Annotated in this window: 13 protein-coding genes and 1 pseudogene; 9 read left to right on the top strand and 5 right to left on the bottom strand. The window is 67.9% G+C overall.

What is annotated here, in order from left to right:
* The 3 genes and pseudogenes from ACWD4A_RS26395 to ACWD4A_RS26405 all read right to left on the bottom strand — a co-directional run.
* Positions 1-257 (bottom strand): annotated as a pseudogene (locus tag ACWD4A_RS26395) (hypothetical protein); the annotation flags it as partial.
* A gap of 133 nt (positions 258-390) precedes the next feature.
* Positions 391-1,911, bottom strand: a complete 1,521-nt coding sequence (gene mltG / locus ACWD4A_RS26400) for an endolytic transglycosylase MltG (protein ID WP_451197700.1) — start codon at positions 1,909-1,911, stop codon at positions 391-393.
* A gap of 156 nt (positions 1,912-2,067) precedes the next feature.
* Positions 2,068-3,381 (bottom strand): aspartate aminotransferase family protein, encoded by a 1,314-nt coding sequence (locus tag ACWD4A_RS26405; RefSeq protein ID WP_451197701.1) that lies wholly within the window; start codon positions 3,379-3,381, stop codon positions 2,068-2,070.
* Between the two features lie 299 nt (positions 3,382-3,680).
* Here ACWD4A_RS26405 and ACWD4A_RS26410 point away from each other — a divergent pair, with 299 nt between their 5' ends.
* From ACWD4A_RS26410 to ACWD4A_RS26450, 9 genes are all read left to right on the top strand, one after another.
* Complete coding sequence (locus ACWD4A_RS26410; RefSeq protein ID WP_451197703.1) at positions 3,681-3,902, top strand: FeoA family protein; 222 nt, start codon at positions 3,681-3,683, stop codon at positions 3,900-3,902.
* Entirely contained in the window at positions 3,895-5,859 is a 1,965-nt protein-coding gene (gene feoB / locus ACWD4A_RS26415) for a ferrous iron transport protein B (protein WP_451197704.1), read from the top strand. The genes ACWD4A_RS26410 and feoB overlap by 8 nt, the downstream gene beginning before the upstream one ends.
* Positions 5,856-6,161 (top strand): FeoC-like transcriptional regulator, encoded by a 306-nt coding sequence (locus ACWD4A_RS26420; RefSeq protein WP_451197705.1) that lies wholly within the window; start codon positions 5,856-5,858, stop codon positions 6,159-6,161. Before feoB ends, ACWD4A_RS26420 begins: the two co-directional genes overlap by 4 nt.
* 132 nt (positions 6,162-6,293) lie before the next feature.
* On the top strand, positions 6,294-6,806 hold the full coding sequence (locus tag ACWD4A_RS26425) for a MarR family winged helix-turn-helix transcriptional regulator (protein ID WP_451197707.1): 513 nt from the start codon (positions 6,294-6,296) through the stop codon (positions 6,804-6,806).
* Between the two features lie 134 nt (positions 6,807-6,940).
* Positions 6,941-8,611, top strand: coding sequence for an alpha-keto acid decarboxylase family protein (locus ACWD4A_RS26430; RefSeq protein ID WP_451197708.1), 1,671 nt, complete (start codon positions 6,941-6,943; stop codon positions 8,609-8,611).
* Between the two features lie 11 nt (positions 8,612-8,622).
* Positions 8,623-9,354: a (Fe-S)-binding protein gene (locus tag ACWD4A_RS26435; protein ID WP_451197710.1), complete on the top strand. Its 732-nt coding sequence runs from the start codon at positions 8,623-8,625 to the stop codon at positions 9,352-9,354.
* Entirely contained in the window at positions 9,351-10,808 is a 1,458-nt protein-coding gene (locus ACWD4A_RS26440; RefSeq protein ID WP_451197711.1) for a lactate utilization protein B, read from the top strand. The genes ACWD4A_RS26435 and ACWD4A_RS26440 overlap by 4 nt, the downstream gene beginning before the upstream one ends.
* Positions 10,805-11,479, top strand: coding sequence for a LutC/YkgG family protein (locus ACWD4A_RS26445; RefSeq protein ID WP_451197712.1), 675 nt, complete (start codon positions 10,805-10,807; stop codon positions 11,477-11,479). Before ACWD4A_RS26440 ends, ACWD4A_RS26445 begins: the two co-directional genes overlap by 4 nt.
* 268 nt (positions 11,480-11,747) lie before the next feature.
* The gene (locus tag ACWD4A_RS26450) at positions 11,748-12,152 is read left to right on the top strand and encodes an SsgA family sporulation/cell division regulator (protein ID WP_451197736.1); all 405 of its coding nucleotides are present in this window, start codon (positions 11,748-11,750) and stop codon (positions 12,150-12,152) included.
* A 377-nt stretch (positions 12,153-12,529) separates the two neighbouring features.
* Here the strand turns inward: ACWD4A_RS26450 and ACWD4A_RS26455 are convergent, their stop codons facing one another.
* Complete coding sequence (locus ACWD4A_RS26455) at positions 12,530-13,597, bottom strand: hypothetical protein (protein WP_451197714.1); 1,068 nt, start codon at positions 13,595-13,597, stop codon at positions 12,530-12,532.
* Positions 13,594-14,772, bottom strand: a complete 1,179-nt coding sequence (locus ACWD4A_RS26460; protein WP_451197715.1) for a ParA family protein — start codon at positions 14,770-14,772, stop codon at positions 13,594-13,596. Before ACWD4A_RS26460 ends, ACWD4A_RS26455 begins: the two co-directional genes overlap by 4 nt.
* Positions 14,773-14,892 lie beyond the last annotated feature (120 nt).

A 14,892-nucleotide genomic window follows, 5' to 3' on the forward strand; every position in this document is an offset into this window, starting at 1 on the left:
AGCTCACGCCACCGCTGCCGCGGATTGACCGCGAGCAACGGACGCGGAGCGTCCAGGCCCACCCGGTGCACGGCGTCGGCGAGTTCGACGTCGAGAAAGACCATGCGCTTGAGCGGCATGGCCGGGGAGAGTCCGGCCCAGGCACCGTCCAGTTGCTCGACGAAGCCGGGCAGGGCCGCCTCGTCGAGCTCGAAGCGGTCGTACGTCCACCCCTGAAGGCCCAGCTCCGCGTAGGTGGCGCGGCGCAGGACCGGCAAAAGCGAGTGGGCGATCGGCGAGCCGAGCGCGGCCGCACGGTGGCGCCCCTCTTGCCCGTAGTGCTGCTCCCGCGAGTCACTGAGCCTTCAGGACCGGCACACAAGGGTGACAGTCCGCGCTCGAAAGGCTCACTCATCCCGATTTCTTTTTCTTCTGGTTGTTCTTGAACTCCCGATCGAGCTTTTGCTCTTCCGCATAGGTCGTGACGAACTGCGTGGTGTGCCCGTCGACCGAGACGAAATACATCCAGGAGCCGGACTCCGGATCCAGCGCGGCCCTGAGCGCTTCGGGACCCGGGTTGTCGATGGGGCCGGGAGGAAGGCCCGGGTAGAAGTCGGTGTTGTACGGATCGTTGGTGGTTTTGATTTTTTCCCGGCTCGGATTGATTTCGCTCTGGTTCTTCACGTAGTTGTAGGTGGAGTCGAACTGCAGTTTGCGGCCCGTCTCGCGATTGTCGGGCTTGAGCCGGTTGTAGATGACGCGTGCCATCTTGCGGAAGTCGTCGTGGGTCTTGCCTTCGGCCTGGACCAGGCTGGCGACGGTGATGACCTGGAACGGGGACGTCAGGTTGAGCTCCTTGGCCTTGCCCTCCAGGTCGACCTTGGCGTAGTTCTCCTTGGCCCGCGCGACCATCCGCTTGAGGACGTCCTCGGGCTTGATGCCCTTGCTCGCGTTGTACTGCGAGGGATAGAGGAAGCCCTCCAGCGGGTCCTTGATCTTGGGGTCGCTGTCGGCCCAGTCGGGCAGCCCGAGATTCTTCGCCTGGTTCTTGGCGACGTCCTTGGTGGTGCCCTTCGGCAGCCCGAGCTTCTCGTCGATCGCGGCGTAGACCGCCACGGCCCGGCTGCCCTCGGGGACGACGAGGAAGTTGGAGGTGTTGGTCATCATCGCGACCGCCGCCTTGCCCGACATCTCCTTGCGGAGGGTGTAACTACCCGGCTGGATGGCTTTCTTGGCGGCCGCTCCGGTGAAGGCGCGGACGCTCTTCACCACGTCGGCTTGCTGGAGGTCCTGTCCCATCTGCGTCAGGCTCGACCCCTTGGGGATCTCGACCTGGACCCGGCCGCTGCCCTCGCCCTCGTAGTCCGGCGGGGTGCCGAAGTAGGTCTGCCAGCAGTCGTAAGCGAGATAGCCGACACCGCCCAAGGCTCCGAGGAGGATCACGGCGACGATGAGGCACGCGGTGCCGCCGCGGCGCTTGCCCTTCTTGTCCTTGCCGCGCCGACCCCTGCTACGCGAGCGCTCCTCGCGCGGCTTGTCCGCGTCGTCGAAGAGGGAGAGCTTCTCCTCATCGGGCTCCGAGCGCCACTCCGGCGGCCGCTCGAAGGACTGCGTCGTGTGCTGCGCCTCCTGCTGCGGAACGTGCTCCTGCTGCCGGGGCGCGCCCTGCGGCTGCTGAGCGTACGAGCCCTGGGACGCGTAGTAGTCCTGGTAGCCGCCGCCGTAGGGTTCCGCAGGCTGCTGCCCGTACGGGTCACCGGCGTAGGAACCCCCCGCGCCCTGCGAGGGGTCCCAGCCGTAGGGCTGCTGTTCCTGACCGTAGGGGGCCCGCGACTGCTGGGGATACTGCTGCCCGTCGTATCCCTGCCCTCCGTAGAGAGGGTCCTCGGGATGCCACGATCGGTCGCCGGGGTCCCGGCCGGACTCAGTCATCAATCCCCAGTACCGCACAGCGGCAGCCGGTCGGTGCCCCGTGGAACGCGGGCTTCGAATCGTCGGTCCTGTACGGAAGACGTTCGAACGGCTGCCATGTCAGCGCGGAAACGAGATGTGCAAGGGCCCCTGGAGCATTCATGCCGTCCGCTCCGCTCAGACAGCCCGAGAGATGCGGTGGAACGCCTGCGTGTATCCCTCGATCGCCCACGTCAGATCTTCGGCCGAGAGCGCGGTGGACAGATTGATCATTCCTCGGGGTGTGGTGTAGACGCCTTCGAGGAGCAGTGCGAGGTGCAGCGCGGCGCGGAACGGGCCAGCGGCACGGCGTACATCCGCGGCGTTGCGGGGGGCGACCGCGGTCAGGTGCACGTTGAGGATGGATCCGGCGCGCGTGACCGTCACCGGCAGGCCGGCGGAGGAGGCCGCCGCGGTGATGGCGTCGGCCAGGACCTCGGCCTTCCGGTCCAGGCTGGCGACGGCTACGGAGTCGAGGTGATTGAGCGTGGCGGCTCCCGCGGCCACGGCCACGAGGTGCCCGTTGGACGTGCCCGAATGAGGGAGGAAGTCCTCTCGGCTGGCGGCGGTCAGTTCCAGCAGCCTGCGGGCGCCGCCGACGGCTCCGATCGGCATGCCGCCACCGATGATCTTCCCCATCAGTGTGAGGTCGGGGCTCACACCCAGCCGGGCCTGCTCGCCGCCGACGCCGTTGCGCAGGGACTGGACCTCGTCCAGGACGAACAGCGCTCCGCGGGCCCGCGCCAGGTCGGCGACTTCACGCAGGAACCCGGGTGCGCTGGGGACGACTCCACCGGCGCCGAGGAACGGTTCGGCGAAGACCGCGGCGATGTCGTCGCTCAGTGCTTCGCGCACGGCGTCGAGGTCGTTGTAGGGAACGGTCACCAGGTCGTCGCCGCGTCCCAGCGGAGCGCCTCCGTGATAGCCGCCGTCGAAGACGAGCAGCCGGTCGCGTCCGGTCGCGTGCCGGACCAGCCGCGCGGCCAGGAGGGACGCTTCGGTGCCGGAGTTGGTGAAGCGCACCTGCTCGATCGACTGCACCCGCTCCGCGAGCATCTCGGCGAGCTCGGTCTGGTAGCGGTGGGGGCTGGCGAAGATGCCGCCGTCGGCGAGCGCGCGGATCGCGGCGGCGGTGGCGGGCTCGTACATGCTGCCGTGGACGAGTGCCGTGTAGTTGTTGACCAAATCCACATAGGCACGGCCGTCGGCATCGGTCAGCCGCGCGCCCTGTCCCCTGGTGATGAACAGCGGGTACGGCTGGTGGTAGGTGATGCAGCGCGTCTCGCCGCCGGGCATCACGGCGGACGCGCGGTGGTGAGCGGCCGCGCTGCCAGGGGTGCAGTAGCGGTATTCGGCGACCAGCTCACGCGTCAGCAGTTCCAGGTTTGCCGCCTTCAGGCCGATGGAGGTGGGCCCGGAGGTGTCGACGGTTCCGGTGCGCGGGCGGTTCATGGCAGCACGGTCTTTCTGCGGTCGCCCAGGTGTGGGCCGGACCACGGGGAGGGGATCACTCAGGGTGAGCGGAACAAGAATCCACCCTCTCCTCTGCCGAGCGCCCCGACTACCCCCCTCGCTTTCATGACCCCATAAAAGTCATGAATGCCTAAAGGGCCAAAGTCTCACTTCAGGAGAATGAAGGTCTCAAAAGTTATAGAAATTGCCACCACTTGACCATTCCCATCAACTCATGAACAAGTATCACACCGGAGGGAGTTAGGCTGCCCTAAGTCGATCTCAAGGAGGCTTTCCGCATGACCCTGCGTAGCTGTCGCCCGGGTAACCGAGTGCTGCTGAGACGATTGAACGTCCCCGCGACCGAACGGCTGCGCATGGCCGAACTCGGCTTCGTACGCGGCGCGGAGCTACGAGTCGTGGGGCGCGGCGCCACGGGCGGCCTGCTGGTGGCCCTGGGCGACGCGAGGGTCGCCCTGGACGACGCCACCGCACAGGGCATAGAGGTGGCCCGTGCCTGAACTGCTCGCCAAGTCCTGCTGCGCGGAGACGAGTCCGGACGGCGCGGCGGACGCGCAGGCCCCTCTCATCGCCCTCGTGGGCAATCCGAACGTCGGCAAGTCGACACTCTTCAACGCCCTGACCGGCGCCCGCCAGCATGTGGGCAACTGGCCGGGCAAGACCGTCCACGTCGCCCGCGGCACCTGGCGCTCGCCGGACGGACCGGCGCTGAACCTCGTCGACCTCCCGGGAACGTACAGCCTCGTCCCCCGCTCCCCGGACGAGGAACTGGTACGCGACCTGCTCACCGACTCCGACGCGGAGGGCCGCCCCGAGCTGGTCGTGGTCGTCGCCGACGCGGCCAACCTGGCCCGGAACCTCTACCTGGTCACCGAAGTGCTCGCCACCGACGTACGCTGCGTCGTCGCGCTGACGATGAACGACGTGGCCACCTCACGCGGCATCGGCATCGACACCCGGAAACTGTCGGCCCTGCTGAACGTGCCCGTGGTGCCGGTCGGCCCGCGCAAGCGCGAAGGCCTGGAAGCACTGGCGGCGGCGATTCACAGTGGGCTCGACGGCCTCCCGCGTCAGCCTCTCCACATCCCGCCCACCGAAGGCGAACCCGGCGACGACCCCGACGAACTCCTGGCCGAAGCCCGCTACGCCTGGGCCCACGACGTCCTCACCCAGGTCCGTACCGAGCGCGACGGCACACGCCCCACCGTCTCCGACCGGGTCGACCGGGCGCTGACGTCGAAATGGCTCGGCATCCCCTTCTTCCTGGCCGTCATGTGGCTGGTGTTCACCGCCACCACGACACTCGCCAAGCCGATGCAGGACGCTCTGGGCGACTTCTTCAACGGCCCTGTCACCGACTGGGCGACCTCCGGGCTCCATTCGCTGCACTCCCCCGGCTGGCTCTCCGGACTCGTCGTCGACGGACTCATCAACGGCGTCGGCCAACTCCTGACCTTCGTCCCCCTGATGGTCATCATGTTCGTGGCACTCGCCGTCCTGGAGGACTCCGGCTACATGGCGCGGGCCGCGTTCGTCGTCGACCGGCTGATGCGCCGCCTCGGCCTGCCGGGCCGCGCCTTCCTACCCATCATCGTGGGCTTCGGCTGCAACGTGCCCGCGCTCGCCGGCCTGCGGATCCTCGGCAACGCCCGGCAGCGCCTCCTCGTCGGCATGATCATCCCGTACGTGTCGTGCAGTGCACGCCTGACCGTCTACGTCCTGCTCGCCACCGTCTTCTTCCACAGCGGCGCGGGCACGGTCGTCTTCGCGATGTACGTGCTCTCGGTCCTGCTGGTGATCGGCATCGGACTCGGACTGCGCCACACCCTCTTCAAGGACCTGGCCGCCGAAGCGCTCGTCCTGGAACTGCCGCCCTACCGGCTGCCGACCCTGCGGGTCGTGGGGGCGCAGACCTGGCAGAAGCTCGCCGCGTTCCTGAAGACCGCGAGCGGCATCATCGTCGCCACGGTCACCGCGGTGTGGCTGCTCTCCGCGATCCCCCTGGGCGCCGCGGCCGGCACGAAGTTCGGCGAGACGCCCATCGAGCACAGCGTCTTCGGCGCGACCTCCCGCGCCCTGGCCCCGGCCTTCACCCCGGCGGGCTTCGGCGACTGGCACGCGGCCGCCGCCCTGGGCACCGGTTTCGTCGCCAAGGAGGCCGTGGTGGCGACCGTCGCCCAGACCTACAGCGCGGCGGAACCGGAGAACCCCGACCAGCCGGGCGAACTGAGCGGCAAACTGCGCCACACCTTCGACGAGGCGTCGGGCGGTCACCCGATCCCCGCGGTCCTCGCCTTCATGGTGTTCCTCCTCGCCTACACCCCCTGCATGACCACGATCGCCACCCAGTGGCAGGAGATGGGGCGGCGCATGACCCTGCTGTCCACCGGCATCCAGCTCGCCGTCGCCTGGCTGCTCGCCGTCGCCGTCTTCCAGGTGGGGAGCCTGCTGTGGTGAGCCCCCTGCGCCAGGTACTCGCCGCGGTGCGGGAGGCGAACGGCAGCGTGCGCCTGGACGACATCGCACGGCGGCTCGGCCTCGCACCCGACGAGGTCGCGTCCATGGTCGATTACTGGGTCCACCGTGGCGAGCTCACCCGGGAGGAAGTCGGCGGCGGCTGCCCGTCCGGCGGCTGCGGCGGCTGCGCCTCGGTCTCCTCCTGCGGCACCGGGACTTCCCTGCGGAAGCGGAAGGGGCCGCTGCTGCTCACCATCCGCCCCGCCCGGCGGCCGGACGGCGACCAGGACACGCGGCCGTGAAACCCCGCGAGGGTCCGGTTGTGGCGGCTCGTCCACACGAGGGGCGGGTCGTCGCTTCCCCTCCGAGAAGGGAAGGGTGACACGCGTAGGCCCTTGGTTGCCGACACACATCACCCCTCATAATATGTCAAGGTGATTGACTCAAATCGTCCGACCGCCTTCGACCTGGACAGCTGCCTCATCTACCTCGCCTACCGCGAACACAACGAGGCACCCGACGCCACCCTGGCGAAATACAACCTGAGCCGGACCCACCACCGGATCCTGTTCTTCGTCGCGCTCCTGCCCGGCGTGAGCGTAGGCGAGCTGATCGGCATCCTGAAACTCACCAAACAGGCCACCAACGCCCCGCTGCGGACATTGATCGACCAAGGCCTGATCGAGGCGACACCGGCACCGGACGACCGGCGCCGCAAGGAACTACGCCTCACCCCCGCGGGCGAACGCCTGGAGAACGAACTCGACCGGCGGCGCGGACGTCTCGCGGCGGCGCTCGAGGCCGCGGGCCCCGAAAAGGCCCAGGCGTGGCGCGAGGTCATGACATTGCTCGCCGGTGAGGACTGGCCCGTCCTCGCCTACAAACTGCTGGCCAGCCGGGGCAGATCCGGCCCGGGCGAGGCCGCGGACCCCGAAGCGGGCACCTGAGCACCCGCCGACACACAGACACCCGGAACCACGGACCATTTAGGTCAACTAGCTTGACATATTAAGACCGCGCTCCCTACTCTCCACCATTAGGTCAAGGCGTTTGACCTAATGGTTCGGTGAAAGGGACACCCATGTCTACGGTCCCCCTCGGCGTCTACCTGCTCGACCGGCTGCACGAGCTGGGAATCGGGCACGTCTTCGGCGTCCCAGGCGACTACAACCTCGGCTTCCTCGATCAGGTCCTGGACCACCCCGGGCTGGACTGGATCGGCAACTGCAACGAGCTCAACGCCGCCTACTCCGCCGACGGCTACGCACGGGTACGTGGAGCCGCCGCCCTCGTCACCACCTTCGGCGTCGGCAATCTCTCCGCGGTCAACGGCGTCGCGGGCAGTTGCGCCGAGCAGGTTCCCGTCGTCGCCGTCACCGGTATGCCCGCCACCGCCATGGCCGCTGCGGGAGCCCCCGTCCACCACACCCTCGCCGACGGTGACTACGGCCACTTCGGCCGCATGTTCAAGGAAGTGACCGCCGGCCACGAAACCCTCACCGCTCAGAACCCCACCGCACAGATCGACCGGCTGCTGCGCACCATGTGGCGCGAGAAGCGACCGGTCCACATCGACTTCCCCTCCGACCTGGTCACCCTGGGCGTCCCCGCCCCCACCGAGCCCCTGCTCGCGGAGTCCGAGGCACACTGCGCCTCGGACTCCGGCAGCCTCGCCCAGTTCCTGGATCACGTGATGCGGCTGCTCGGGGATTCCGAGAACGCCACCGTGCTGGCCGGGCACCAGATCGACCGGTACCACCTGGGCGAGCAGCTGCGCGCCCTGCTGGACGTCGCTCCGCTGAAGGCCTGTGTCCTCTCCAGCGCCCGCGGCACCGTCTCCGAGGACTTTCCAGGATTCGCCGGGGTGTACGCGGGAGCGTTCAGCACCCCACGGGCCCGGGCCGCTGTGGAGGAGACCGACCTGCTGATCCTCGCCGGTGTCGAGCTCACCGACACGGTGACCGGCGGTTTCACCCACGAGTTCTCCCCCGGCCGGACCATTCGGCTTTTCAGCGACCACGCGGTCGTCGGTCACGCCCGTTACGAGGACGTCTCCCTGCGCGACGCGCTCACCGAACTCGCGGGGCTCCTCACCCGCGTCGGAGGACTCCGGCCGCAGGAGCTCGCCCACCAACCGCAGGCGAAGCTCCCCGCCTCGGACGGGCCGCTGACCCAGAACTCCCTGTGGTCACGGATCGAGTCCTTCCTGCGGCCGGACGAGATGCTCGTCGCCGAGCAGGGCACGAGTTTCTTCGGTGCGCAGGAGATCACGCTGCCGCCGGGTGGCCAGGTGATCGGGCAGCCGGTGTGGGGGTCGATCGGCTACACCCTGCCCGCGACTCTGGGTGCCCAGCTCGCGGACCCCGGCCGGCGCTGTGTCCTGGTCATCGGTGACGGCTCGCTGCAGCTGACCGCGCAGGCGCTGGGCACCATGGCCCGCTACGACGCGCACCCGGTCGTCATCGTCGTCAACAACGACGGGTACACCGTCGAGCGCGCCATCCACGGCCCCAGGGCCGCCTACAACGACATCGCCGCCTGGGACTACACCGCCCTGCCCGCCGCCTTCGGCGCCGCCGACTGCTCCCTCGCCCTACGGGCAGTGAACGGCAACGAATTCGACGCCGCCCTCCAGGCCGCCCGGGCCCACCTCGACAAGCTCGTCCTCATCGAAGCCGTACTCGGCAAGGACGACGCCCCCGAGCTTCTCACCGCCATCGCCCGCCGCTTCGCCGAGCAGAACGCCTACTGAGCCCGACCACCATGCGCATATCCCTCTTCGTCACCTGCGTGAACGACACGGTCTTCCCCAACGCCGGTCGCGCCACCGTCACCCTGCTCGAACGCCTCGGCCACATCGTCGACTTCCCCGCCGCGCAGACCTGCTGCGGCCAGATGCACCTCAACAGCGGCTTCCCCGCCGACGCCCGGGCCCTGGCCCGCAAGTTCGTCAAGGACTTCACCGGCGCCGAAGCCATCGTGGTGCCCTCCGGCTCCTGCGCCACGGTGATCCGCAAGCACTACCCGGAACTCGCCGAAGGAGACCCGGAGCTCTCCCGGGCCCTGGCCGGACTCGCTCCCGTGTACGAGCTGTCCGAGTTCCTCATCGACGTACTCGAGCGCACCGATGTGGGCGCCTACTTCCCACACAAGGTCGCCTACCACCCCTCTTGCCACTCCAAGCGCATGCTGCGACTCGGCGACCGGCCCGTGCGGCTTCTGAAAGCAGTACGGGGGCTGGAGTACGTCGAGCTGCCGGACGCCCAGGAATGCTGCGGCTTCGGCGGCACCTTCTCCGTGAAGAACCGCACCGTCTCCGCCTCGATGGCCGCTCTCAAGGCCCGGAACGCCGTCGCCAGCGGAGCGGACGTGCTCTGCGGAGCGGACAACTCGTGTCTGCTCAACATCGGCGGCACCCTCAACCGCCAGGGCGCCCCGGTACGCACCATGCACTTCGCCGAGATCCTCGCCGCGACCGAAGGAGAACCGCGATGAGCCGCACTTTCGTCGGTATGCCGAAGTTCGCCAAGACAGCGGAAAAGGCCGAGTCCGACACCGTCCTCCACGCCAACATCTCCCGTTCCACCCGGATGATCCGAGCCAAGCGGGCCAGGGTCTACGCCGAAGTGCCCGACGCCGACCAGCTCAGGGACGCCGGTGCCGCGGTCAAGGACGACGTCATCCAGCACCTCGGCCACTACCTGCGGCAGCTGGAAGAGGCGGTCACGGCCCGGGGCGGCCACGTCCACTGGGCCCAGGACGGCGAAGAAGCATCGCGCATCATCACCGAACTCGTCACCGCCACCGGCGAGCGCGAGGTCATCAAGGTCAAGTCGATGGTCAGCGAGGAGATCGGCCTCGACGAGGCACTCGGCGAAGCCGGCATCACGGCCGTGGAGACCGACCTCGGCGCCTTCGTCAACCAGCTTCGCGGCGACCACCCTTCCCACATCACCGCCCCGTCCATCCACCTCAACCGCAGCCAGATCCGCGAAACCTTCATCAATGAGATGGGCAAGCACGGGCCGCCGGCACCGGAAGGGCTGACCGACGACCCGCAGGCCCTGACGGAAGCCGCCCGGCAGCACATGCGCGAGCGCTTCCTCAAGGCCAAGGTCGGCATCAGCGGAGGCAACTTCGCGGTCGCCGAGACCGGCACCGTGCTGATCTTCGAGGGCGAGGGGAACGGCCGCATGTGCACCACCCTCCCCGAAACCCTCATCTCGGTCATCGGTATCGAGAAGCTCCTGCCCACCTGGCAGGACCTCGAGGTCTTCCTCCAGTTGCTCCCCCTGTCCGCCGTGGGCGAGCGGCAGAACACCTACATCTCCATGTGGAGCGGACCCGCACCGGAGAACGGGCCCAAGGAGTTCCACCTGGTGCTCGTCGACAACGGCCGCACCCGGGCCCTGGCCGACCCCGTCGGCCGCCAGGCCCTGCGCTGTATTCGCTGCGCCGCCTGCCTCAACGTCTGCCCCGTGTTCGAGCACGCGGGCGGCGGCCAGGTCTACGGAGCCGTCTACTCGGGACCGATCGGAGCGATCCTCACCCCGCAGCTCGGCGGGCTGAGCAACGAGGTCGAGCGCTCCCTGCCCTACGCGTCCTCGCTGTGCGGGGCGTGCAACGACGTCTGCCCGGTGAAGATCCGCTTCACGGATGTCCTGCTCCACCTGCGGTCCAAGACTTCCCAGGGCAAGGGCCACGCCCTCGAGCGCGTCGCGATGACCGCCTCCCGCAAGGCCTTCGAAAGCCCGCGCACGATCCGCGCCGCACAGCGGATGGCCGGAAAGTTCGGCAACCGCGCCGCGAGTCTCCCGCTGCCCGGCCCGAGCGCGGCCTGGACTCGCACCCGCGACCTCCCCGATCTCCCCGACACGTCCTTCCGCCGCTGGTGGGAGAAGGAACACCAGCACGACGAGGACCAGAGCCCCACGGAGGGGACCGCATGATGAGCAGCCGTGACAGCATCCTGCGACGCGTCGACGAGGCTCTCGCCGATGTTCCGGCGGGCACCGTGGGGCTCCCGTTCCCGCGCACCTACCTCCGCTCCGCTCCCGCTGACCTCGACATGCTCGTCGGCTACATGCGGGAGTACAACACCAGCGTCCACCGCATCGAGCCCGACGAGCTGCCGGGGAAGCTGGCCGAGATCACCGCGAGGCTGGAGGCGGCCACGGTGGCGGTGCCCGCGGACCTTCCCGAGCAATGGCTCAGCCGGATCAGCTCCGACACCCGGCTGCTCCCCGACAGCCCGGGCGCCTCCTTCCGCGAACTCGCGGAGGCCGACTGCGCGATCACAGGGTGCACCACAGCCGTGGCCATGACGGGCGGCCTGGCGGTCAATGCCGGTCTGCGCGAGGGACGGCGCGTCCTGAGCCTGATCCCGGATCATCACATCTGCGTCCTCTTCGCCTCCCAGGTGGTCGGCACCCTCGCCGAAGCCCTCACCCGGCTCACCCCCGACCGGCCTGTCGTCTGGATCGCCGGGCCCTCGGCGACCGCGGACATCGAACTCACCCGTGTCGAAGGCGCGCACGGCCCCCGCACCTTGGAGCTCGTGCTCGTCGAGGATGGCCAGAGGGACAGTCAGGCCACCGACCTTGTTCCGGGTGCCGTGTAGCGTCCGCAGCGCGCACCGGAGCAAGACATCTCTCTCCCCCCCCCGCCCCCGGAGGACAACCACCCCGGCAAGACGTCCGCGATGCCACGGAGAGCAGCCGTCCGGATCACGAACACTCCCGGACAGTGGCGGGTCGCCCCATCAGTCAACCTTTGCCCGACAAGGGTGAGGTATCCAGTCTCCGTTTGGGCGTCATACGGGAATCACCCGCGATCTAGGGTGGCCGAGTCACCCTGTCACCCACCGGAGGAAGGACGCTGCGAAGGTGATGCAGGCCGTCGAGCGTGACATAGCCATGGATCTCATGCTCAACAAAAAGACGCTCTCGGTGACAGCCGCATTCAAGTACCGCAGCAGGACACCGTACGAAGTCCAGGTGACCTTCACCCATCGCGAGCAGTTCCTCGCCTACTGGGTTTTCTCCCGCAGCCTGCTCATGCAGGGAGTCACCAGGCCCGTGGGCGAGGGCAGCGTACGCGTCTGGCCTGGCGTCGAGAAAGGCCAGCCGGTGGCCTACCTGGGCTTCTACGGGGACCGCTCCGGAGCGGTGTACCGCACCCGGCTGGCCGACCTCGTCAACTGGAACACGCGCACCGAAATCCTGGTCCCGGTCGGTTCCGAGTACATGCACGTCGACGTCGACGCCGGACTGGCGGCACTGCTCGCAGGGTGACCTGACCGGCTGCCCGCCGAGAGCGGACCACCCCGGGTGACACCACTCGTTCGGGCCGGGCTCCAAGGGGCGACGAAAGCCTGACGTCTCACTCCGGAGTCGCGAGAGACCCCGGGTCTTCCGAAGCCGTCACGGCGACAGGAGACCCGGGGTCTTCCTGCTGTCATCGCGACACAGGAAGACCCGGGGTCTTCCACTCCCTCCGAGGCCACCCCCGTGGAAGACCCCAGGTCTTCCACGGCACCCATCCAGGAAAGACCCGAGGTCTTCCGCGAACACTCCGGGCATCCACAGCCCCCTCACGGGAAAGACCCGGGGTCTTCCATTCCTGCCGATTCGGCGGGAACGGAAGACCCCGGGTCTCGCGGACCGCGCCGTCAGCTACCTGACCGCGCGTCCATCGCCTCGATACCGAGTTCCCGCCGCAGCTCCTCGACCATGTTCCAGAGCTTGATGGCCTCCTGCCGGGCCAACTCCTCGTCCTGTTGCATCAAGGCGCGAATGCTCCCGAAGACCGCCGCGGCCTTCTGGATACGCTCGGTCCCCTCAGCCTTCTGCAGGGACTGCTGACCGCGGGAACTCCGCGCCTTCTTCTCGAGGGGCTCTCCGTATCCGAGGAAGTAGGCCGCTTCCTTCAGGGACTTCTCGGTCACCTTGCCCTTGCGCAGCGCCTCGGTCCAGGTCTTCCGGACCGCCTCGTCGCCGTGCTTCTTGTGCACGGGGACCAGAGCCCGGAGATGCTTCTCCTTGAGCTCCATGGTCGTCGCCTCCTTGAGGGCACGGACGACCGGCATCGCACGTATCTGCTTGTTGGCGTAATCCCCGCTGAAACCGAAACGCTCCTGGACGAGGGCGTCGAAGCTCGGCAGCCCGGCGGCCTCCCAGAGCTGCTCTTTCTTGATCGCGAGGAAGTACAGCCCCTGGATGATGACCCGCTGCTGGTTGGTCGCCTGTTCGTTGGCGCGCGCCGCGTACTCGACCGCGGCCACACCTCGCGCGTAATGGTCGAGGCGCTCCTTGGGGTCGTCACTCATCGGCTCGGTGAATCCCGGGATGCTCACATAGCCGTTGGCGTCACGGTTCGCCGGAAGAGAGACGAGGCCGTCATCGTCGACCGCGCCGTCATCGATGGAACCCGAAGGCACGGAAAGCACGGAAAGCACGCTTCCCACGGACATCTGTCCGGCGGCAGTGCCGATGTGACCGTTGACGGCCGTGGCGGCTTCGGCGATCGCCGCGGTCGGCTCGGACACCCCCCCTCCGCCATCAGCGGTCGGATCCGGAGACGAAACCTGACCCATGGCCGCATCCTCGTCCTGCTTGCGGCGGCGCTCCTCCCACTCCCGCTTGATCTCGTCACGGGTACGAACAGGGGGGACGGCGCTGTTCTCGCTGCTGACGGCTGCGATGCCCTTGGGGAGGGCGTTGGGGCGGTACTTGCTCATGCTGCCAGTTCCTTCGCGAGCTTACGCATGGTCTCGGCCTGAACGCAGTTGGGCGCGAACTGGAACAGGGGCACTTCGTAGTCGGAGGACTCACGGCCCTCGATGCTGTCCTTGAGCTCCGCGAGCACGCTGGGGGAAGAGAGCGTGTTCCACTCCTCGTAGAAGGCGCGGGTCACCGTTCCCTTGCGGGCGTCGTAGGCATTGATGATGAAGCCCAGTTGGTCCACCTCGATCCGCATGTTGCGGCACGTGGTGTCGATCTGACCGTTCAACAGACTGTAGGCGCGGAAGGAGGACTTGTCGGACCAGACCGGAATCAGAATGCCGGAGTGGTCGACCAGTTCCCCCGGCCGCCGCTGCACATAGTCGATGGCGAGTTCCATGCCGAGACCGAGATTGGGCGGTCCGTCGAGCACGATGACGTCGTAATCGGCCTCGACGGGTTCAAGGGCCCGCCGGAGACAGGTGTCACGGCCGGCGCGCATCGTGGCCAACGCGGCGTCCATGAGGAACGCGTCCTCATGGACGGGCAGTATGTGAAGGCGACCACCGAACATGGCTTCCGCCGGACGGTCGTCCGCTTCGAAGCGCGCTTCCTCCAGCGCGATGATCGAACGCCGCAAATGCTGTGTCGCCTCGCCGAGCATGTGCTTGAGCAGGCTGTCGCCGCCTGTCGGGAGGTCCGCGACCTGAAGGCGGGCGGACAGATGTCCCTGCGGGTCGTAGTCGATCAGCAGGACCTTCAAGCCGAGCTCGGCGAACGCCTGGGCCAGGGCGGCGGCGATGAACGTCTTTCCTACGCCGCCTTTCTGGTTGCCGACCAGGATGCGCTTGACCGGCTGAGCGACAAGGCGGGTGACCGGTGACGGGTGGGACTTCAACCAGTTCGTGATGACTTGGGCGATGCCCTGCACCTTGGTGATGCCACGCCGCTCGCATTCTTCCTCGAATCGGTGGACACCGCCCACCGGGACATAGGAGGCCCAGGACTTGGCTCCCTTGACATCGACGTATTCCACATCGGTCTTCTCGTACCAGAGGGACAGCGCGTGAACGATCGCGTCCGACACATTGAGCCCCCTTTCAGCCGCGCGGATCTTCAAGTCCCGCCGCATCTCCGGCATGACATTGGCGACGAGCTTTTCAGTGCCCATCTCGCTGTGCAAGGAAGTCATACCAGGCAACTTATCAGTCGCTGATTTGTCGGTCGTCGGACCCCCTGAGACCTGCCGGATAGCCCGCTTCTGAGCGACCGGTCGCATGGGGCCATCACAGTTCCTGAGACCCTGTCATTT

It is taken from the genome of Streptomyces sp. NPDC002537 (assembly GCF_053594975.1).